At 67.0% G+C, this 17,450-nt stretch carries 14 protein-coding genes and 1 pseudogene; 3 read left to right on the forward strand and 12 right to left on the reverse strand.

Annotated features, from left to right (window positions below):
* Positions 1-9: 9 nt before the first annotated feature.
* The 7 genes from VD972_RS17255 to VD972_RS17285 all read right to left on the reverse strand — a co-directional run bounded on the left by VD972_RS17255 (position 10) and on the right by VD972_RS17285 (position 7,244).
* Positions 10-462 carry a DUF6896 domain-containing protein gene (locus VD972_RS17255; protein ID WP_324988382.1) on the reverse strand — a complete coding sequence of 151 codons (453 nt, stop codon included), beginning with the start codon at positions 460-462 and terminating at the stop codon, positions 10-12.
* 83 nt (positions 463-545) lie between these two features.
* The gene (locus VD972_RS17260) at positions 546-1,571 is read right to left on the reverse strand and encodes a peptidylprolyl isomerase (protein WP_324988384.1); all 1,026 of its coding nucleotides are present in this window, start codon (positions 1,569-1,571) and stop codon (positions 546-548) included.
* A 101-nt stretch (positions 1,572-1,672) separates the two neighbouring features.
* Entirely contained in the window at positions 1,673-2,371 is a 699-nt protein-coding gene (locus tag VD972_RS17265; protein ID WP_324988386.1) for a hypothetical protein, read from the reverse strand.
* A gap of 183 nt (positions 2,372-2,554) precedes the next feature.
* A complete protein-coding gene (gene argE / locus VD972_RS17270) occupies positions 2,555-3,694 on the reverse strand; it encodes an acetylornithine deacetylase (protein WP_324988388.1) in 1,140 nt (379 codons plus the stop codon).
* The gene (locus VD972_RS17275) at positions 3,691-5,076 is read right to left on the reverse strand and encodes a formimidoylglutamate deiminase (RefSeq protein WP_324988390.1); all 1,386 of its coding nucleotides are present in this window, start codon (positions 5,074-5,076) and stop codon (positions 3,691-3,693) included. The genes argE and VD972_RS17275 overlap by 4 nt, the downstream gene beginning before the upstream one ends.
* A 63-nt stretch (positions 5,077-5,139) precedes the next feature.
* Positions 5,140-6,669: a hypothetical protein gene (locus VD972_RS17280; RefSeq protein WP_324988392.1), complete on the reverse strand. Its 1,530-nt coding sequence runs from the start codon at positions 6,667-6,669 to the stop codon at positions 5,140-5,142.
* 89 nt (positions 6,670-6,758) lie between these two features.
* Entirely contained in the window at positions 6,759-7,244 is a 486-nt protein-coding gene (locus VD972_RS17285; RefSeq protein ID WP_324988394.1) for a ferritin-like domain-containing protein, read from the reverse strand.
* Positions 7,245-7,428: 184 nt separating this feature from the next.
* On the opposite strand from VD972_RS17285, the gene VD972_RS17290 reads away from it, so the two are divergent.
* The gene (locus VD972_RS17290) at positions 7,429-7,737 is read left to right on the forward strand and encodes a hypothetical protein (RefSeq protein WP_324988396.1); all 309 of its coding nucleotides are present in this window, start codon (positions 7,429-7,431) and stop codon (positions 7,735-7,737) included.
* Here the strand turns inward: VD972_RS17290 and VD972_RS17295 are convergent.
* A complete protein-coding gene (locus tag VD972_RS17295; RefSeq protein WP_324988398.1) occupies positions 7,734-8,147 on the reverse strand; it encodes a gas vesicle protein in 414 nt (137 codons plus the stop codon). The genes VD972_RS17290 and VD972_RS17295 overlap by 4 nt on opposite strands.
* Positions 8,148-8,231: 84 nt before the next feature.
* Positions 8,232-8,573, reverse strand: a complete 342-nt coding sequence (locus VD972_RS17300) for a hypothetical protein (protein WP_324988400.1) — start codon at positions 8,571-8,573, stop codon at positions 8,232-8,234.
* A 327-nt stretch (positions 8,574-8,900) separates the two neighbouring features.
* Between VD972_RS17300 and ligD the strand changes: the two genes are divergently transcribed.
* A complete protein-coding gene (ligD, locus tag VD972_RS17305; RefSeq protein ID WP_324988402.1) occupies positions 8,901-11,411 on the forward strand; it encodes a DNA ligase D in 2,511 nt (836 codons plus the stop codon).
* A 30-nt stretch (positions 11,412-11,441) separates the two neighbouring features.
* On the opposite strand, the gene VD972_RS17310 is transcribed toward ligD, so the two are convergent.
* Positions 11,442-12,044: a glutathione S-transferase family protein gene (locus VD972_RS17310; RefSeq protein WP_324988404.1), complete on the reverse strand. Its 603-nt coding sequence runs from the start codon at positions 12,042-12,044 to the stop codon at positions 11,442-11,444.
* A 261-nt stretch (positions 12,045-12,305) separates the two neighbouring features.
* On the opposite strand from VD972_RS17310, the gene VD972_RS17315 reads away from it, so the two are divergent.
* Positions 12,306-12,914, forward strand: a complete 609-nt coding sequence (locus VD972_RS17315; RefSeq protein ID WP_324988406.1) for a hypothetical protein — start codon at positions 12,306-12,308, stop codon at positions 12,912-12,914.
* A gap of 333 nt (positions 12,915-13,247) precedes the next feature.
* On the opposite strand, the gene VD972_RS17320 is transcribed toward VD972_RS17315, so the two are convergent.
* Positions 13,248-16,592, reverse strand: a complete 3,345-nt coding sequence (locus VD972_RS17320) for a toll/interleukin-1 receptor domain-containing protein (protein WP_324988408.1) — start codon at positions 16,590-16,592, stop codon at positions 13,248-13,250.
* A gap of 216 nt (positions 16,593-16,808) precedes the next feature.
* Positions 16,809-16,925 (reverse strand): annotated as a pseudogene (locus VD972_RS17325) (transposase zinc-binding domain-containing protein); the annotation flags it as partial.
* Between the last annotated feature and the right edge of the window lie 525 nt (positions 16,926-17,450).

The raw sequence follows: 17,450 nt of genomic DNA on the forward strand, positions 1-17,450 counted from the left end.
GCCTCTCGCTCAGTTCGAGGGAGCGAGCCTCCACAGCTTCCCATCCGAGCGATCCCGGCCGACGAGACCCAGGATCTCCAGCTCCTTCAACCACTGCTCGATCGATCGCTCGTCATCCATGAGGAATTCCCGGGCTCCGACTCGCATGGTGCTCACGTTGAGGGACTCGAGGTAGAGCATCAGGCGCCACGTGTCGAACACCTCCGGGGTGCCCAGGGCCCGGTGCACGTCCACCACGCGGCGCGACTCCTCACCCTGGAAGTCCACCCCCACGCCCTGGCGGTGGAAGAACCAGCGCTCTCCCCGCACGAAGATCTCCCCATGGCGGGGGAGGCGCCGCGCGGCCCACGGGTCCAGGGCATCGGGGTGGCTCAGGAGCCACGCCTTCACCAGCTCGGACTGGAGCACGACGAACCGGCGCAGCAGCGTCAGGCATCCCGCTTCGGCTGTGCCCTCGGCCACGGCGCGCTCCTTCCTTCACCCTGCGCTCAGTGTAGCGGCGAAAAGGGGCGCTGGAACCCCTCCGGGAGCCGAAGGAGCGCCCGTTACCGCGTCGGCGGCGGCGCGGGTAGGAAGCCGGGGACCGGACCCGAGGAGTCCGCCTGCTGTGCCTGGAGATCCACCTGGAGCTTCTGGAGGGCGGCCTCGTCCGTCTGGAAGCGGGCGCGCTCCTGGAGCTCCTCGGTGAACTTCGCCACGCGAGCATCGCGCCGCTCCCGGGCGATGCGGGTGCGCAGCAGGGAGGTGACGGCGTCCAGGGACTGGTTCTTCTCGGGCCTCACATCCGTGAGCTTGAGCAGGTGAAAGCCCTTGCCCGACTCCACCACGCCCGAGACATCTCCTGGCTGCTTCAGCTTGCCTGCCGCGGTGGCCACCTCCTCCCCGAGCCGGGCCTTCAGCTCGTCGGAGGTGACGAGCTGGGTGTCCGCCTCGGCAGACTTCGCGGCCGGGTTGCCCGAGGCTTCCACCACGAGCGCATCGAAGGCATCAAAGTCCAGCGGCTGGAGCTTGCGCACCTTCTCCAGCAGCGCCTGGGCCAGCTTCTTCTTCGCGGCCCGCTCAGGGCTGCCCTGAGGCGCGGGCACCAGCAAGTGCGAGTAGCGCGCGCGCGCCGGCTGGACGAACTCGGCCTTGTGTGACTCGTAGTAGGCGGCGATCTCCTCCGGAGTGACGGGCGGCGCCTTCTCGTCGAACTCTTTGAAGAGCAGCTGCTGCACCATGGCGCGCTTCATCGCCTCCTGCACCTCGGGGTCGCTCTCCAGCCCCCGGCGCCGCGCCTCGAGGGCGAAGAGCTCGAAGCGCGCCAGGCCCTCCGCGTACTCACGCCGCTTCTCCGGAGTCTCCAGCCGGGTGCGCGAGGACGGGTTCATCTGCGCAATGTAGTTCTGGAGCTGCTCGAGGGTGACGGCGCCTCCCTCGAAGGTCACCACCGGCGTGCCCTTCCCCGCGGGCGCCTGCGCACCAGCGGCCGGAGTGGCGGGCTTCGCGACTGGGTCCTTGCCCTCCCTGTCGCAGCCGGAGAGCAGGAGGAACGAAAGGGTCGACAGGCAGAGGAGGCGAGAGAGGCGCATAGGGAGGACGCCTCGCTAGCACCCTCTCGCCCGGAGCAGCAAGGAGGGATGACAGCCTGTCTGCCAGCAGGGCGCCCGTGTCCGCTGAGGGCGCCAGGGCCTCAGCGCCGATCCCGGCCGCTGCCGCCGTACCCCTCGGCCTGCCCGCGTAGCTGCTCCCACTGCGCACGCGCCTGCCGTGCCCTCTGCGTCTGCACATCCGCGTCGCGCCGGGCCTCCAGTGCCTTGCGCTTGGCGTCCGCGAGAATGGAGAGGAAGTCCCCCTCGGTGAGCGACTGAGCTCGGATGTCTCCGTTCTCCTTCAGGGCCCGGTATTGGGCGTAGTGGAACTCGGCATCGGCCAGCTCGAACTCACGCTCCCGAAGTTCCTTCTGTGCCTTCCACGCCTCGACACTCTCCTTGCGCCAGTCCACCTGCGCCCGGGCTGCCCCGAGCTCCATCTCCGCCACCTGGAACTGGATCTCCGCCGCCTGGATGGTGGGCAGCTGGCCCGTCTCCTTGGCCGCCTCCACCTGCGCCTTCTCCGCATCCTTGCGAAGCTTCGCCGCCTCCGCGCTGCGGCGAGCGACCTCCAGCGCACGCTCCGCGTCGCCAATGGCCACGTTGGCGCGCTTCACCTCATCCGAGGTCTGTTGTCTGTTTGCCTGAGCCTCGCGCACGTTCCCCATGCCCTCCTCGGGGACACGCGCCATCCAAGAGTCCTCAATCTCCGTGTTCCGGCTCGTGCCGCACCCGCCCAGGATCATCAGGGACGTCCCGAGCACCGCCACGAATGCACGCCGCCAGCTTGCTTGAACCATGGGCCTCTCCTCCACGTTGCCTACGGGACACGGTAGACACGCAGTGAAGGGGCGGCAGGCAGTCCACACCTCGGCATTTCCACCGGCGGGAGTGTCGCCCTCACGGCAGGCAGGCAGAGCCCGCTCGCCCCCCTGGCTATTGCCCACTCGAGAGAGCACGGGCCAAGCGAGCCCGTCCGGGCCTCAGCCCCCGCTGCAGAAGTGCACGATGGCCTTCGAGAGCACCGCCTCGCAGCGCACCAGATCCTCGATGGGCACGTACTCGCCCGTCTGGTGAGCCACGCGGATGTCCCCCGGGCCGAACACCACCGCCTCCGCCCCCAGCGCCGTGAGCTGCGGTGCCTCCGTGCCGAAGGACACGGTGGCCGGTGCGTTCCCCGTGGCGTCGGCGAGGAAGCGCACCACCTCCGCGTCCGGCGCCGTGCTCACCCCCGTGTCCGTCCGCAGCACGCGGACCTGCGCCTCGAAGGCCGGCTCGTCCCGGACCAGCTCCTGGCGGATGGACTCCATCAGCTCCACCACCCGCTGGGGCGACTGCCCGGGGATGGGGCGCCACTCCACCGTGAAGCGACACAGGCCTGGGATGATGTTCTTCGCCTTGCCGCCCTGGATGACGCCGACGTTCACCGTGGTGAAGGGGGGCTCGAAGCTCTCATCCCGCTCCTCGCGCAGCACCGTGCGGGCCACCTCCTCCAGCCGGTGCAGGAAGCGGGCGGCCCGGAAGATGGCCGAGGCGCCCCTGTCCGGGTACGCGCTGTGCCCCTCCTTGCCATGCACCTCCACCTCGCCCAGGCAGTAGCCCTTGTTGGCACGCACCGGCACCAGGGAGGTGGGCTCCCCCACGATGGCGTGCCGCGCCCGCCCCTTCCCCGCCTCCACCAGCTTCTTGGCCCCCACCAGCCCAATCTCTTCATCCGCGGTGAGCACCACCAGCAGCGGCGCCTTCAGCCGCTCGGCCCGAGTGGCCGCGTGCAGCGCGCAGGCGATGAAGCCCTTGGTGTCACACGCGCCGCGCCCGTAGAGCCGCCCCTCCCGCTCCGTCAGCCGCAGCGCGTCCGTCCACGCCGCGTCATACGGCACGCAGTCCGAGTGCCCCACCAGCGCCAGCGCCGCGCGGCCCTCGTCCCCGCCCTTCACCGCCAGCAGGTTCACCTTCTCCACGCCCGCCTCGTCCGTGTAACGCAAGCGCTCGGCCACGAACCCCGCCGCCTCCAGCCGCGCCTGCGCATAGTCTATGAGGGGCGCGTTGGGGAGCACCGAGGTGGTGTCCAGCGCGACCAGCTCCGCCAGGGTGGCCCGCAGCGCGGGCAGCGTATCGTTCACGAGTACAGCCTCCGAGCGAGGGCATGGAAGTCGCGGCCGGACTCCTCCGTGCGCGGGTGCTGACCGTCCCGCACCACGAGCCGCCCGTCCACTGCCACGTCGCGTACCGCCGCCTTGTCCGCGCCGAACACGAGGCCCGCCAGCAGCGACGAGGGGCTCGCCCCCACCAGCGAGGGGTGGTTCAGGTCCACCGTGAAGAAGTCCGCGGGCGCACCCGGCTCCAGCGCCCCCGTGGGCAGCCCCAGGCACCGCGCGCCATTCACCGTGGCCATCTCGAACAGCCGCGCCGCCAGCCCCTCCACCGCGCCACCGCCTGGATCCAGCACCGCGCGCCGCAACCGGGAGAGCCGCAGGTGGCCCTCGAGCTGCCGCGCCTCCTCCAGCAGATCCACCGTGGCCTGGCTGTCCGAGCCCAGGCTCAGCCGCACGCCCGCGCTCGCCAGCCGGTCCGCCGGGACGATGCCATCGCCCAGGTTGCGCTCGGTGGACGGGCACGCGCACACCCCCGCGGACACCTCCCCCAGCATCCGCGCCTCGGCCTCCGTCACGTGCACCGCGTGCACCGCGGTGAAGCGGGACTCCAGCAGCCCCAGCTCCTCGAGCAGCTCCACCGGCCGCAGGCCATGCTCGGCCACGCAGGCCTCCAGCTCCTTCGGCTGCTCGGCCACGTGCATGTGCACCGGCATGTCCCCGCGGAGTCCCGCGAGCACGGTGAGCCACTCACGCGGCACCGCGCGCACGCTGTGGGGTGCCAGGCCCACGCTCACTCCTGGCTGTCTCTCCGTCTCCCGGACAAGCTCCTCCACGGAGGCGAGGAAGGTGTCCACGTCCTTGTCGATGAACCGCCGCTGCCGCGGGTTCTCCGGCACGCGGAAGCCCGCGCGCGCGTAGCCCACGCGCAGCAGCACGATGCGCAGCCCCACATCCCGCGCGGCGCGAATCACCTCATAGGCCAGTGCGTTGCGCTCCACATAGGGCGTGCCGTCCGCCTGGTGGTGCAGGTAGTGGAACTCGCCGACGGAGGTGATGCCGGCCAGCACCATCTCCAGGAAGGCCTGCCGCGAGGCGGTATACACCTCCTCGGGGTCCAGAGCCTCGGCGGCGCGGTACATGGCCTCGCGCCAGCTCCAGAAGTCATCCGTGCCATGGCCCGCCGCCACATACTCGGTGCGCCCGCGGATGAGGCGCTGGAAGGCGTGCGAGTGCCCGTTGACGAGCCCTGGCAGCAGCGCGCGCCCGGGCATCCGGACGACACGCGCCCCCTCCGGCACGGGCCCCTCCGGGAGGATGCGGCCATCGGCTCCCACGTGCAGGGTGCTCCCTGCATGGAACCGGCCATACCGATAGAGAAACTCCGGCTGATAGACGGTGAGGTCGCTCACGCGCGGCAGCCTATGCCACCGCTCCGGGACTCGCAGCAACGCCGCGAGCCCCGGGTGCACCGGTCAACGGCTCGAGTACCGGGGAGTCTTCGGGTCCTTGTACGGGTGGACGGAGTTGTCATCCGCCCCAGGGCGCCCCAACCCACGGCGCACCGCTGGCAGCGAGGCCGTCACCGGGCCCACGTAGAAGACACCATGGAAGCCGTTGTCGTCCTCGTCACTCCAGAGGTGCACGAAGTAGCGGTCCCCATTGTCCTTGCCCTGGGTGTCCTTCACCCCGCACTCGAGCTTCTCGCCCCTGGAGCCCACCGCGCAGATCCAGGCTGTGCCGCTGTTGTAGGCCATGTCCAGCGCGATCGTCTCGTCTACCTCCTCGGCGATCTGCATCCCCATGGGCCGGTACTTCTTGTCCCACGGCACGCCCTGGGCGGTGCGCGGGTGGACGTTGCCAGCCACCACCATGAAGAAGCGATCCGGGCCCTTGCGCACGTAGGAGAGCACCGTGGCGGCCATGGCGTTCTCGCGCTCCTGCCCGGCCAGCTTCGGGTGATCGAACACGAAGGCGTCCACCTCCAGCCCCTGGATGCGCAGCCGGCGCAGCTGCTCCAGCAGGTTGGCCATGCCCTCGCTGCTGCGCCCGTCCGGGAAGGGGCTGCGCCAGAAGGGCGCCTCCATCAGCTTCAACCAGTCCTCATCCGTGCCAGCGCTGCGGATGAAGGTGCTCACCCGCTCCTGGTTCTCCACCGGCAGCTCCAGGCCCACCGTCATCGGCGTGCCCGCGGACGCCACCTGGCAGGCGCTCTGCGCCACGAAGCGGGGCACCTCCTGGGTACCGTGCAGCTCGCCCAGCATCATCACCCCGCCGCGCTTCGCCTGGGGAGTGAGGCCGATGATGGGCATGCCGCACTCGATGGCCACCAGGGAGACGGGCGCGCTCCGCAGCTTCGGCGCCTGGACCACCATCTGCCCCGGCGAGGACTCCTTCAGCAGGTGCTCCTCCCGGATCTTCGCGAGCTGGGGAGCAATGCCGTGGAACACCTTCCACTCCATCACCAGATCCCGCTGCCCCTGCGCCGAGCCGGCCACGATGGCGTTCTCCCCTTGTGGCTGGGCCATGAACGCGGACATGTCCTCGATGCTGTTGTTCGCAAGCCCTCCCTCGCCCTCGACCACCCCTCCCCCTCCACCCGACTCCGCGCCATCCGCTCCCCCCAGCGAGCGGCTCGTGCCCCAGTCGAGCTGATCGCCGGGATCCTGCAACGTCTTGTTGGCGCTGCGGGTGATGCGGATGATCCACAGCTTGCTGTCGGTAGGCGTGTCACGCTTGCCCAGCACCATGTAGCGGTGCCAGAAGCCGGACACCCTCGAGCCGCCGAACTCCTCGCGCCACTCCGTCTCCAGCACGAAGCTGCCCTTGTCCTCACGGAAGGGCAGCCCGTTGTCGGTGAAAAACTGGCGCACCGAGGGCCAGACCTCCTCCAGGGGCAAGTCGTAGGTGGCCTCTTCGTCGGGAATTCCTGTTCCCCCGCGGCCGGTGACACAGCCCGCAAGCAAAATTCCAGCGACACCCACAGTGAAGACGGCCAGTCGCATCCGAGCCCCTCCCGGGAAAATGGACGGAAAATCCCGGAAGCTTAACGCCCAAGGGGGCCCGGCATATCGGCGGGCGCCTGAAAAGGCCCTCAGGCCTGCAGCTCGGAGCCCTCGGCAGCGGTGGCGCCCTCCTTCAACCAGGGGCGGGTGCGGACCGCATCGCGGATCCACGTCACGTGTCTGTATTCGTCCTCGCGGTTCTTCTGGATGAGCGCGCGCACCTCGGGGCGCCAGTCGAACTGGAGGGCCAGCTCATAGGCCCGGTTGGTGAACTCCTCGTTGCCGAGCATGGCCACCAGGGCGGCCTCGGTGCCCATCATGCTCGTAATTGCCGTGAGGCCCTTCATCGCCGTGCCCTTGAGGTCCAGCCTCAGCTCCACGGGCTCACCGCCGAAGCGCTGAATGAGGGCGTTCAGGTCCTGCACGTGCCGCACGTGGTCCACGCGGAAGTCGTTGAGCCGCTCGCGCACCAGGGGCTCATTCACCCGGGCGATGGCCGCGTCGTAGGCCCCCACCGCATCCGCATCGAGCTGAGCCAGGCTCCGCAGCTTTCCTACCTCGGACTTCTCCGCCATCTCCAACCCTCCTCGCAGATCTCCGGCAATGTGCGCGGGGTGCTGGCCGACGCCAACCCATGCTGGAGCCCGTGGGCCCCTCTGCTCCCGAGGCTGCCAGCGGGGCAGGCAAACAGGCATGGGATGACAGCGATCGCGTCATGCGCACCTTTGCCCTACACCATCACCTCCAGGAGGACGGAAAATGAAGAACGAAGATGTGGCGACCTCAAGCATCGAGCAGGTGACCAAGCGCGTGCCCTCGGTGGGTTTCCTCGGGCTGGCAATCGGCTCGATCGCGGTGAGCGCTACCCTGATGCTGCTAGGCAAGAAGACGTGGGCCAACTTCGTGGGCCAGTGGGCGCCGACGATCCTGATCCTCGGCACCTACAACAAGCTGGTGAAGACGTTCTCCGCGCCCATCAACGAGGAGCAGCGCCTCCAGCACGGCGGCCACCCCTCTATCCTCAAGGGATCGGAGGACATGAACCGTCAGCCGCGTCCGCTGATCTAAGCCGGACTGGGTCGCCCCGCCCTTCCATCTCTGGGAGAGGGCGGGGCGCCTGGGCTGTCCGCGCGAGCGACGACAGGTTCGGATCGTGCCTCCAGAAGTCCATTCCCATCTCGGCGGCCTTGTCCACCGAGCACACCACCAGCCGCACCTGCAGGCAGGACGATCCCCGCCCGCCGCGCCGTGTCCGTCGAGCACAAGAGGAGCTGCAGCCCCAAGTAGACGAGGTCCACATCCGCCACCGACAGCACGATGTCACCGCGCAGCGCCACGCCCTTGTGGAGCACCCAGTCGAGCGCTTCACAGAGAGAGATTGAGCTGGACGGTTCAATCCGCGCGTCATCCACGAGACTGGCCTGCTCCATCTTCAGGTCCTCCCTCGCCATGGTCGCCTGTGCCAGCGACTGTCGCACGTGCCCCCGACACCTCCGCGGGCGCCACGCGCTCCTCAGGCGGACCGTCTCCGCCCAAGCGTTGGACAGCTCACACAAAGGCTCTCAGGCATGCGCAGCGTGTGCGGGAGGGCTCTCCACTCCACGGCCTGCACTTCGACGCTCCGCACGCCGGTGCTTCAGCACAACGAGTCCGCCCACGATGGCGCTCAACAGCATCAAGGCGTTGGTCACCACGAACACCCAGTTGCGCACCAGGATGCTGTAGAGCGTGAAGCCTATGGACGCGGTGATCTGCCCCAGGAAGAGCCACTTGGATACGCCCTCGCTGGAGCCCGACTTCCACTGCTTGTGCACCTGCTTGCCGATGGTCAGCACGAGGATGAAGGAGCTGAACCATCCAATGACCTCGGTCATGAAGTCCTCCGTGCTCACAAGGATGTGCACGTCCTCCCGTCAGAGAGTGCCGCTCCCCCGAGTGGCGGACAGGCGAGCCTGCAAGCTTCCCTGGCACAAGGTCCACGGCTCCTTATGTTCACGTTGACGGTGCGGGGCACTTCCGAGTGCTCCGACGCGTGGTGTGTTCATGCCTCCTGGGGATGAGCGCGCCCACGGGGGAAGGTGGAGCGCCCCGAGGCCCGGGTCAGAGTCGGACCGGTTGGCCAGCAGCCCTCCGGCCGTGAGGCGGGGGCCCGGGGCGCCTGGTGTTTTCGCCCGGCTTCCCCTGCTCCTCCAAGAATTGCACGCTGTAGGGACAATGCCGACCCTTGCGGAGTGAAGACCCGACAATCGCTCCAGACCTACCGCGCCAAGCGCGACTTCAAGAAGACGCCCGAGCCCTCTCCCGACGTGCCGCTGAAGCGGCGCGGAGGGGAGCCCATGTTCGTGGTGCACAAGCACGACGCGACCCGGCTGCACTATGACCTGCGGCTGGAGATCGACGGCGCGCTGGCCAGCTGGGCCATCCCCAAGGGCCCCAGCTACGACCCGAAGCAGAAGCGCCTGGCGGTGGAGACCGAGGACCACCCGATGTCCTACGCCCGCTTCGAGGGCCGCATCCCGGACGAGGAGTACGGCGGCGGGGACTCGCTGCTCTGGGACGAGGGCACCTATGAGACGGTGCCCCCCGGCAAGGCCCATGAGCAGCGCGAGAAGGGCCACCTGGTGGTGGAGCTCCATGGCGAGAAGCTCCAGGGCCGCTGGCACCTCATCCGCACGCGAGGGGATGGCCGGAAGAACCAGTGGCTGTGCTTCAAGTCGCTGGATGGCACCGAGAACCCGGACTACGACGTCGTCACCGAGCGCCCCGAGTCCGTGAAGTCCGGGCGACGCGAGACGCGCGGTCCCGTGCACAAGAGCGCACTTGATCGTGCGCACCCACCCGCGGAGACGCTGCTCCAGCGGGTGTGGCCGCCCATGCTCGCGCGGCTTGCCACCCCCGAGGAGGCCTCCGAGGCCACCCACCTCTTCGAGGTGAAGTACGACGGCTTCCGCGCCATCGCTGCGCTCTCCGGGAGCGGGCTCTCCTTCAAGAGCCGCAACGGCAATGACTTGTCCGGGCGCTTCCCAGGGCTCGCGGACGAGCTGAGGCGGCTCCGCGTCCCCGAGGCGGTGATCGACGGTGAAGTCGTGGCGCTGGACAAGAAGGGGCGCTCGAGCTTCCAGCTGCTCCAGAACCAGAGCGGCGGAGACCTGCGCTTCGTCGCCTTCGACTTGCTGTGGCTGGATGGCCACGATCTCCGGGACAAGCCGCTGGAGGCCCGGCGCGAGCTGCTGGAGAGCCTGTTCTCGGGCGTGAAGCCCCCGCTGCAGCTGTCCGAGCGGTTGGACCTGCCTCGGGACCGTGCGCTCAAGGAGGCCCAGCGGCGCGGCTGGGAGGGCCTCATCGCCAAGAAGAAGAGCTCCCCGTACGTGGGGGCACGCTCGGGGCATTGGCTGAAGCTCAAGGTCATCGCCGGGCAGGAGGTCGTCATCCTCGGGTTCCTGCCCATCAGGAACGAGCACTCGGCGAAGGAGATCGGCGCGCTGCTGGTGGGCGTGAGAGGGCCGGACGGCTACCACGACGTGGGCAAGGTGGGCACGGGCTTCGACACGAAGATGCGGTACCAGTTGCGGGAGCTGCTCGAGCGGATCCGCGTGGACAAGCCCGTGGCGGTGGACGCGAAGAAGCGCCCAGGCGCTGTGTGGGTACAGCCGAAGTACGTGGCCCAGGTCCACTTCACCGAGTGGACGAATGATGGCCGCCTGCGCCACCCGGTGTTCCAGGGCCTGCGCACGGACAAGAAGCCGGAGGAGGTGGTGCGCGAGAAGCCGGCAGCTTCCCAGAAGCGCGCGGCGTCAAAGCGTACGGCGTCCCGGAGCACGGGGGCACGCCGCATCCCTACGGCGCTGGCGGCGCGCTCGGCAAAGCTCCCAGTCCGGGAGGACGCAGCAGTGGACACGGGCCAGGCCCGGCTCACGAGCGGAGACCGGGTGCTGTACCCGAAGGACGGGTACACCAAGGAGGACGTGTTCGAGTACTACCGCCAGGTGGCGCCGCTGATGCTCCCGGTGCTGGAGGACCGTCCCATCTCCGTGCAGCAGTGGCCCGGAGGCATCGCGGCTCCGGGCTTCTTCAAGCATGAGCTGTCTGGCAAGCCCGACTGGGTGCCCACCCTCCGTGTGAAGCACCTGAACCGGACAATTGATCACGTGAACGTGAAGAGCCCCGACGCGCTCCTGTGGCTGGCCAACCAATCCGCGCTGACGCTCCACATGTGGTCCAGTCATGCGCCGAAGCTGGAGCAGCCGGACTGGGTGCTGTTCGATCTGGATCCGGGCAAGGGGACGTGGGCGGACCTCATCACCGTGGCCACGGCGATGCGCAAGAAGCTAGAGTCGCTCGGGCTGGAGAGCTTCCCGAAGACGTCCGGCAAGCGGGGGCTCCATGTGCTCGTGCCGCTGCGCGCCGGCTATACCCACGAGCGGGCCATGAAGTTCGCGAACGACGTGGCCAACGAGGTGGCGGCGCAGCTGAGCGACATCGCCACCACCGAGCGCTCCATCAACAAGCGCCACGGCCGGCTCTACATCGACGCGGGGCAGAACGGGCGGGGCAAGACGGTGGTGGCCCCCTACTCCCTGCGCGCGGTGGAGGGGGCGCCGTTCTCCGCGCCGCTGAAGTGGAGCGAGGTGAAGCGGCGCCTGGATCCGAGCCGCTTCAACCTGAAGACGCTGCGCAAGCGGCTGGACGCGGTGGGAGACCTGTTCGCCCCAGTGCTGGAGACGAAGCAGAAGCTCCCATGACAGCACGTCCTGCCTGGCTCAGGAGTGCGCCTACGCGAAGGCCTTCTTCGTCGCCGGGCGCTCCATCAGGCGGCCCAGGTAGGCCTTCAGGTCCGGGTAGCCGTCCAGAGCGTTGAGCATATTGGCGAGAGCGAGCGTGCCGCCGACCACCACGTCCGCGGCAGAGAACTTATTGCCCACGATGTACTCCCGGCCCTTCATGCGCTCCTGGATGATGGGGGCTATCACCTTGAAGCGCTGGCTGGCCTTCTCGACGGCCGCGGCAGAACGCTCCGCCTCAGGGAGGAAGCGGGTGTTCATGAGGATGGTGACGAGCAGTGGATCCGCCTCCGTCATGGCGAAGGAGATCCACTGGTAGTACGCGCCACGATCCGCCGTCCCCAACGCCGGGGCCAGCCCCTTCTCCGGGTACTTGTCCGCCAGGTACATGATGATGGCCGCGGACTCGTACATCGTGAACCCGCCGTCCTCGAGGGCCGGCACCGCGCCGAGCGGATGGATCTTCAGGTACTCGGGCTTCTTGTGCTCTCCCTTCATCATGTCCAGCGTCGCCAGCTCGTAGGGCACTCCCAGCTCCTCGAGCATCCAGCGGGGGCGCGTCGCACGGGTCATCGGACTGAAATAGAGCTTCATGTAGAACCCTCCCTTGTACTCAGCGCCGGAGGCGCCGGGCCTTGCCCAGGCGGATGCCTTCGGGCGTCCGCTTCTTCGCCAATCCTGGGCCAGAGGGCAAGCTTGCTCCGGCACTGCGCACCGATGCACACCGCCTCGTACAGCGCCGTCACCCGCACCACCCGTGGAAACAGGGGCCCAGGAGCCCGTCTCCACTCAGGCAGGCCCAGGAGCTGACGCGAAGGGACAGGGTCCGTCAGAGGTGCGCTGGTGCTCCGCTGGGTGGCGACGCTCCCCCACCGCATGGGGCAGTTCTATAACTACGTGGTGGATCGCAAGCTGGCGGAGATCGCGGGCTACAAGAACGCCCAGGACTATTTCAGCCAGAACCTGAGGGACATGTCGCAGGCGGCCCTGAAGATGTATGGGGCGGTGGCGGCCAACTTCAGCGAGCCGGTCTCTCGCCGGTTCGGCGTCACCTGCCTCTCCCTGCTGCTCACCTACAAGGAGGTGGCGGACCTGGAGGTGAACCACGAGGAGCCGGGCGGCACCGTCATCGAGGTGCCGGGGGAGAATGGGGCGGCGACATCCACGGCCTTCTCCCACTGCAGCGTGGAGGACATGCGCAAGGCCATCCAGCGCAAGCGCAAGCCCTCCTCCAGCAAGCCTCTGCCGACGGAGGACCTGGCGCTGGCTGATCAGGTCCGGGAGGCGGTGATGGGCCGCTTCCCCAAGGGAGTGCCGGTGCGGGTGCAGCTGCGCAACCACCAGGGCAAGGCCGTGCTCGACTTCAAGGGCATCCCGGTGGCGCAGCTGATCGAGGCGCTGATGGCCCACCTGCCCTCGGTGCCCCAGGTGCGAAGCGTGGAGAAGGCTCCTCACGTCTCGTGAGCCTCATGACATGAAGGGCGGCACCGCATTCCTGGCTTACCAGGAGCGCGGTGCCGTTCTCTTTAGAGGTGCCCTCCCTGCTGGGCAATGCCCATCCGCCCACCACCCGAGGTCAGCCTCTCTGTCACCTTGTTCAAGCCATAGCGCCGTTTCCCAGCACCCAGATGAGTCATCTCGTCACAACGGGAGCCGACGACGATGATGGACTCGCTGACGCGGCCGACCCATGGCCTTCCAGCCCCCCTGGTCGCCGCCCGCTGCGGGTTTTTCCATCGCCTCGCTGCGGGTTCGATTCCCGCTGCCTCCATCCCGAGAAGCCCAGTGAACTCGCCCTCATCGGCCTTTGAGTCGGTCAATCCTCTGCCGCTGCTCTTCCGGCAGTTGGATCTCCGTCGCATGTTCCCAGTAGTCACGCCCGCGGATGGAAAGATTGTGAATGATCCTATCGTACCAATCCGTGGCGATAGGGCTCCAAGACCCGCTCTCCCCCTTGACGAGATAGGGTGGCGGGATGCCTGCGTATCGCACCGCCCCACTCCAGAGAACCGCCCCATCACTCAACCTGACGAGTGAGGCACTTTCCTTCGTGGAATCGTTCCAGAACATAGCGTGGGCCACCGCCTCGCCATCCACTGATTGGATGTACAACGGATTGTTCTCAAACTTTCCAAGCTCAACCCACCGGAGGCAACTCCCACCCTCTTTCTCCCAAAACCCCACGGCATAGTGATTTTCGCGACTATCCGGAGGCAAGTAGCGGAACAGCATGAGCACCTTCCCGTCCACCCGGCGCACGTCCTCGATCTCGAGGGTACTCAATGGCCAACCAGTGGGCGGCGGCAAGAACTTGGACACCTCCTGACCTGTCGAGATGTCATACTGCTGAAATGAGGCCACGGCCCGTCCCTGCGCGTAGGTGCCATGCTGGACGAACAGGATATCCGGCTCGTCCAGCCTTCGGCTCGACCAAAAGTCCTGGTCGTCAACGCTGACCACCAGTTTGACCTTCTCCTGGAACGTCTTGAACTTCCTTCGCTCGGGCGAATACTCGAGTACCCACAACAGCAACTGACTACCCTTGATGGCGCCAAGCCGGTACCTTCCGTCTGGTGCCTGGATCCATCGCGATACAGAGCGAGAGTTGAGTTTGGCCTGCTCACGCCAAGAGCCACTCTGCGAAAGGAACTCCGCCTTGGATTCATCTTCCAGGCCCCCCAGGATGACCAAATCCGCGGTGCGAATGAAGTAGGCATCATTGTCAGCAAAGGCGGTGATCAGCTCCGGCCCCCAGAGCACAAAATGGACCTGGCCCGGCAAGGCAGTCCTCCCGGCAATCACACCATCCCGGATCTGGATGATCTCCCTGTCCGTCACGACCCCCAATCCCCCCAACTGAGGAAGCGTGTGGACAACCAGGACCGGAGAAGGCGCTACAATGGAGGGCACCCTCTCTTCGCGGTGTGCCTTGAGGTCGTAACTCCTGATCTCGCCATCGCCAAAACGCGCGATCATTCTCTGACCGTACTCTCCCTCCAGCGTGAACTCTGGTGTTAACAGCCGTAGGCTCCAGGCCTCGGGCATTCGATTAGAGCCTCGGGACGCCCGAGTGCGAAAGACATGATAGACACCCCGGATATCCCACGCGAGGACACGCGAGGAGTCCTGGCTGTAGGCCAACCGTAGCAAGGGGACCGTGCCAATCTCCCTCGGATCCTTCTCGCCCCATTGGTAGACCGGCTCCGGTTGTAGAACCGAGCAGCCGACAGAGGGAGCCTCGCCTTTGTCATCGCAGCTCACCAGCAGCCCCATCCCCAGATGAGGTTCTCCTCGGAACAAATGGCTTGCAACGACGATGAAGTTCCGGTTGGGCGCAATCGCTGCTGCGACCGCATAGGCGGGCCGCGTCAGCTTGCGGTGTCCACCCAGCAGGCCCGCCTTGGGGGTCGTCACCTTCACCACCCCTCCCTCCCGGGCACCCTCCCAGTCAAGGTCGACGAGCTGCATCTTCACGCCGGCTTCTTGTCCCTGGGACGTCATGACAATCCGACGGCCTTCCGGATCACTCTCGAAGAACCAACGAAACGTGTCATCCTTGCGGTACACGGAGTTACTCACCAATTGCTTGCGGCCTGAAGGGAGATCTACCGCATGCACAGCGGAGCTCCATTTGAAGGCGTCCTTCTCATCCGCGGGCGCGCATTGAAGGAGGAGCAGATCTCCAGCTGTTGGTCCCCATCGAAGATCGCTCCACGCCTCCCACTCGGCGCCGGTGTCGAACGGCGCAAGATCCGGCCAGGGGATCACCCTGTGCTCCTCGGGCTTCTGCCCCAGTCCCACCTTCATCCAGATCAATTCGTTGGACCCGAGCAGCACCAGCCCCCCCCCTCGTGGATGGGCATGAATCGTCCTGGCACCCTTGACGATGCCCCTCGAGAGTGGGGGCTCTCGTTCCTTCTCGGAGTAGGACAGGACCTCTCCTGTGCGAGTCAGGATGTGGACCGGCCAATCCCCTGCCGTAAAAGCCACGTCTCTCGCACCGTCTACCGTCAGGAGGGGCGATTGCATTCCAGCAGCCGAGAGTCCGTAGACGCGCAGCCGCCCCTCCTTCCTGGTAGCGAACAGCCGCGTCGTCGAGGAGCGGGGGGTCAGCATGACCTCACTGGAGTCGAGTTGCAGCACCGCGAGCGTGCGCCCGGTTGGAACCTCTCGGAGCACGATGAGAGCTCCCGTGTGTCCCTGGCGCTCGCGTTTCCTCGCGGGCTCCTGCGTGAGGACCGTCGAAATATCGGGATCCGTCGCGAAGACATCCATGGGAGAGAGCCGTGAGGCATCTTCCACCTTAGCAGGCCCCGGGTTGGACGGGCCGATGCGAGTCCAGACCGGGTTCCTTTGAAGTGCCGACTCCAAAAGCTTGACAGACTCAGCTCCCGGATGAAGGTCGTGCGCTGTCAGTGCAAGCCGCACGGCAAGTGCCGGGTCGACCTCCGCCTGCAGCTGGCCGAGATCCACCAGCCCCTTGGCCAGCTCGTCGAGCGCGATCCCATACATCCTCTCGGCACGCTCACGTTCAGCGCGTTCCTGCTCCGCGAGCTGCCGCGCTCTGTCCCACTGAACGGCTGCTACCAGTGCGATGATCGCAAACAACGCTGCGGCGTACCCAACGACCCTGAGTAACAGGGACTCCCGACGCGAAAACTTGAATGAGCGCTTGAGTTCATCCAGCGTCTGTTCCGAGGGGGGTCCATCACCTGTTGCCAGGCTCTCCGTTATCCGTAGGGAATCGGCGAGCAATTGCTTCAACGGCGAATCGGCCGCCGTGGCGAACGTGCCGTTGACGTCGATGACGATAGGAGTCCGTCCGGCATCAAGGCACGTCTGTACCTCCTTCAGGACCCAATCGCTCTTCATGGCTGCCGGACGCAAGACGAGCACCAGAACAGTGCTCATGCGCACTCGGCGCCGAGTGGCCTTTCGAAGGTTGTCCCCAGGGACATACCCGATGTTGTCAATGAAGGTCCGGAATCGGGATTCCTCTTGCAGGCGCCTGGCGAGAGTCCGCGGGTAATTCGTCCCATCAGACCATGCATAGGAGATGAAGAAATCGTAGCCGAACAAAAAGTCGACGATCCGCTGAAGGAAGCCGGTCAGTGCCGAGAAGGGAACGCGCAGGATCTTCAAGACGCTGTGCCTCATTGTGGATCTCACGCCTGGGGCTTGCTGATCACCACCCAGGATTCCGCGGACTATAGGCGGAATGGGGGCCCTGTTTGAGGGAGCAGGCTGGTGCAAAGGGGTTGAAAGGGCCGCTGGAGGGTGACGCGCGGGCTGTGCGCTGGGCCGGAGCAGAGTCCGTGCCACCCCCACCAGCTGCACCTCCGTCACCTGCGCCCGCTTCGCGTTACAGGAGGGGCACACCCCTCGTCCCTTGCACGAGAAGGCGACGAGCAGTTCGTCCTTGCAACTCTCGCAGCGCACCCGCGCGAAGCCGTGTGCCAGCACTCCACATTCCAGGTACTTGGCTTACGTCCCGCTCCACGTACCGGGGCAGGCCGCGCCCCACCTCGCTCGCCTCCGCCAGCAGCGTGGCCAGGTTCTCCCTCACCGCCTCGTACAGCACCGTCCCCTCCGGCTGCCTCCGCCGGTACTCCCACCCGCGCTCCTCCACCTGCCCCTCCCCAGCCACACCTCGCCAGGGCACACGCTCCTGTCAGCCTCCCACGGGGTTCTCGTGAGCCCTGGGAGACCGGGGAACTCAGGCCGCTCGCGTCCAAGCCGATTGACCTTGTTGGGCCGCATGTACCCCCAGTGTGCCCCTCCAGCGGGGATAAGAACGGGACGAGACGGGACAAGACGGGACGGAGAGGGGGAACGATCCGGTGTGAGATCAAGGCGTTAGCTGGTAACAGCGCGACCTGCTTAGGGTTTTGCTTCCGCTTTGTTGCGGGTTCGATTCCCGCCGCCTCCAAGCGGAGCCCCCCGCCCTCTGAGCCTCGCCCGCTCCTAGCGAAAGGTCGTGGAGGGACAGGGGCCACTCTG

This window comes from Hyalangium sp. (assembly GCF_035629615.1).
Taxonomy (GTDB): Bacteria; Myxococcota; Myxococcia; order Myxococcales; family Myxococcaceae; genus Hyalangium.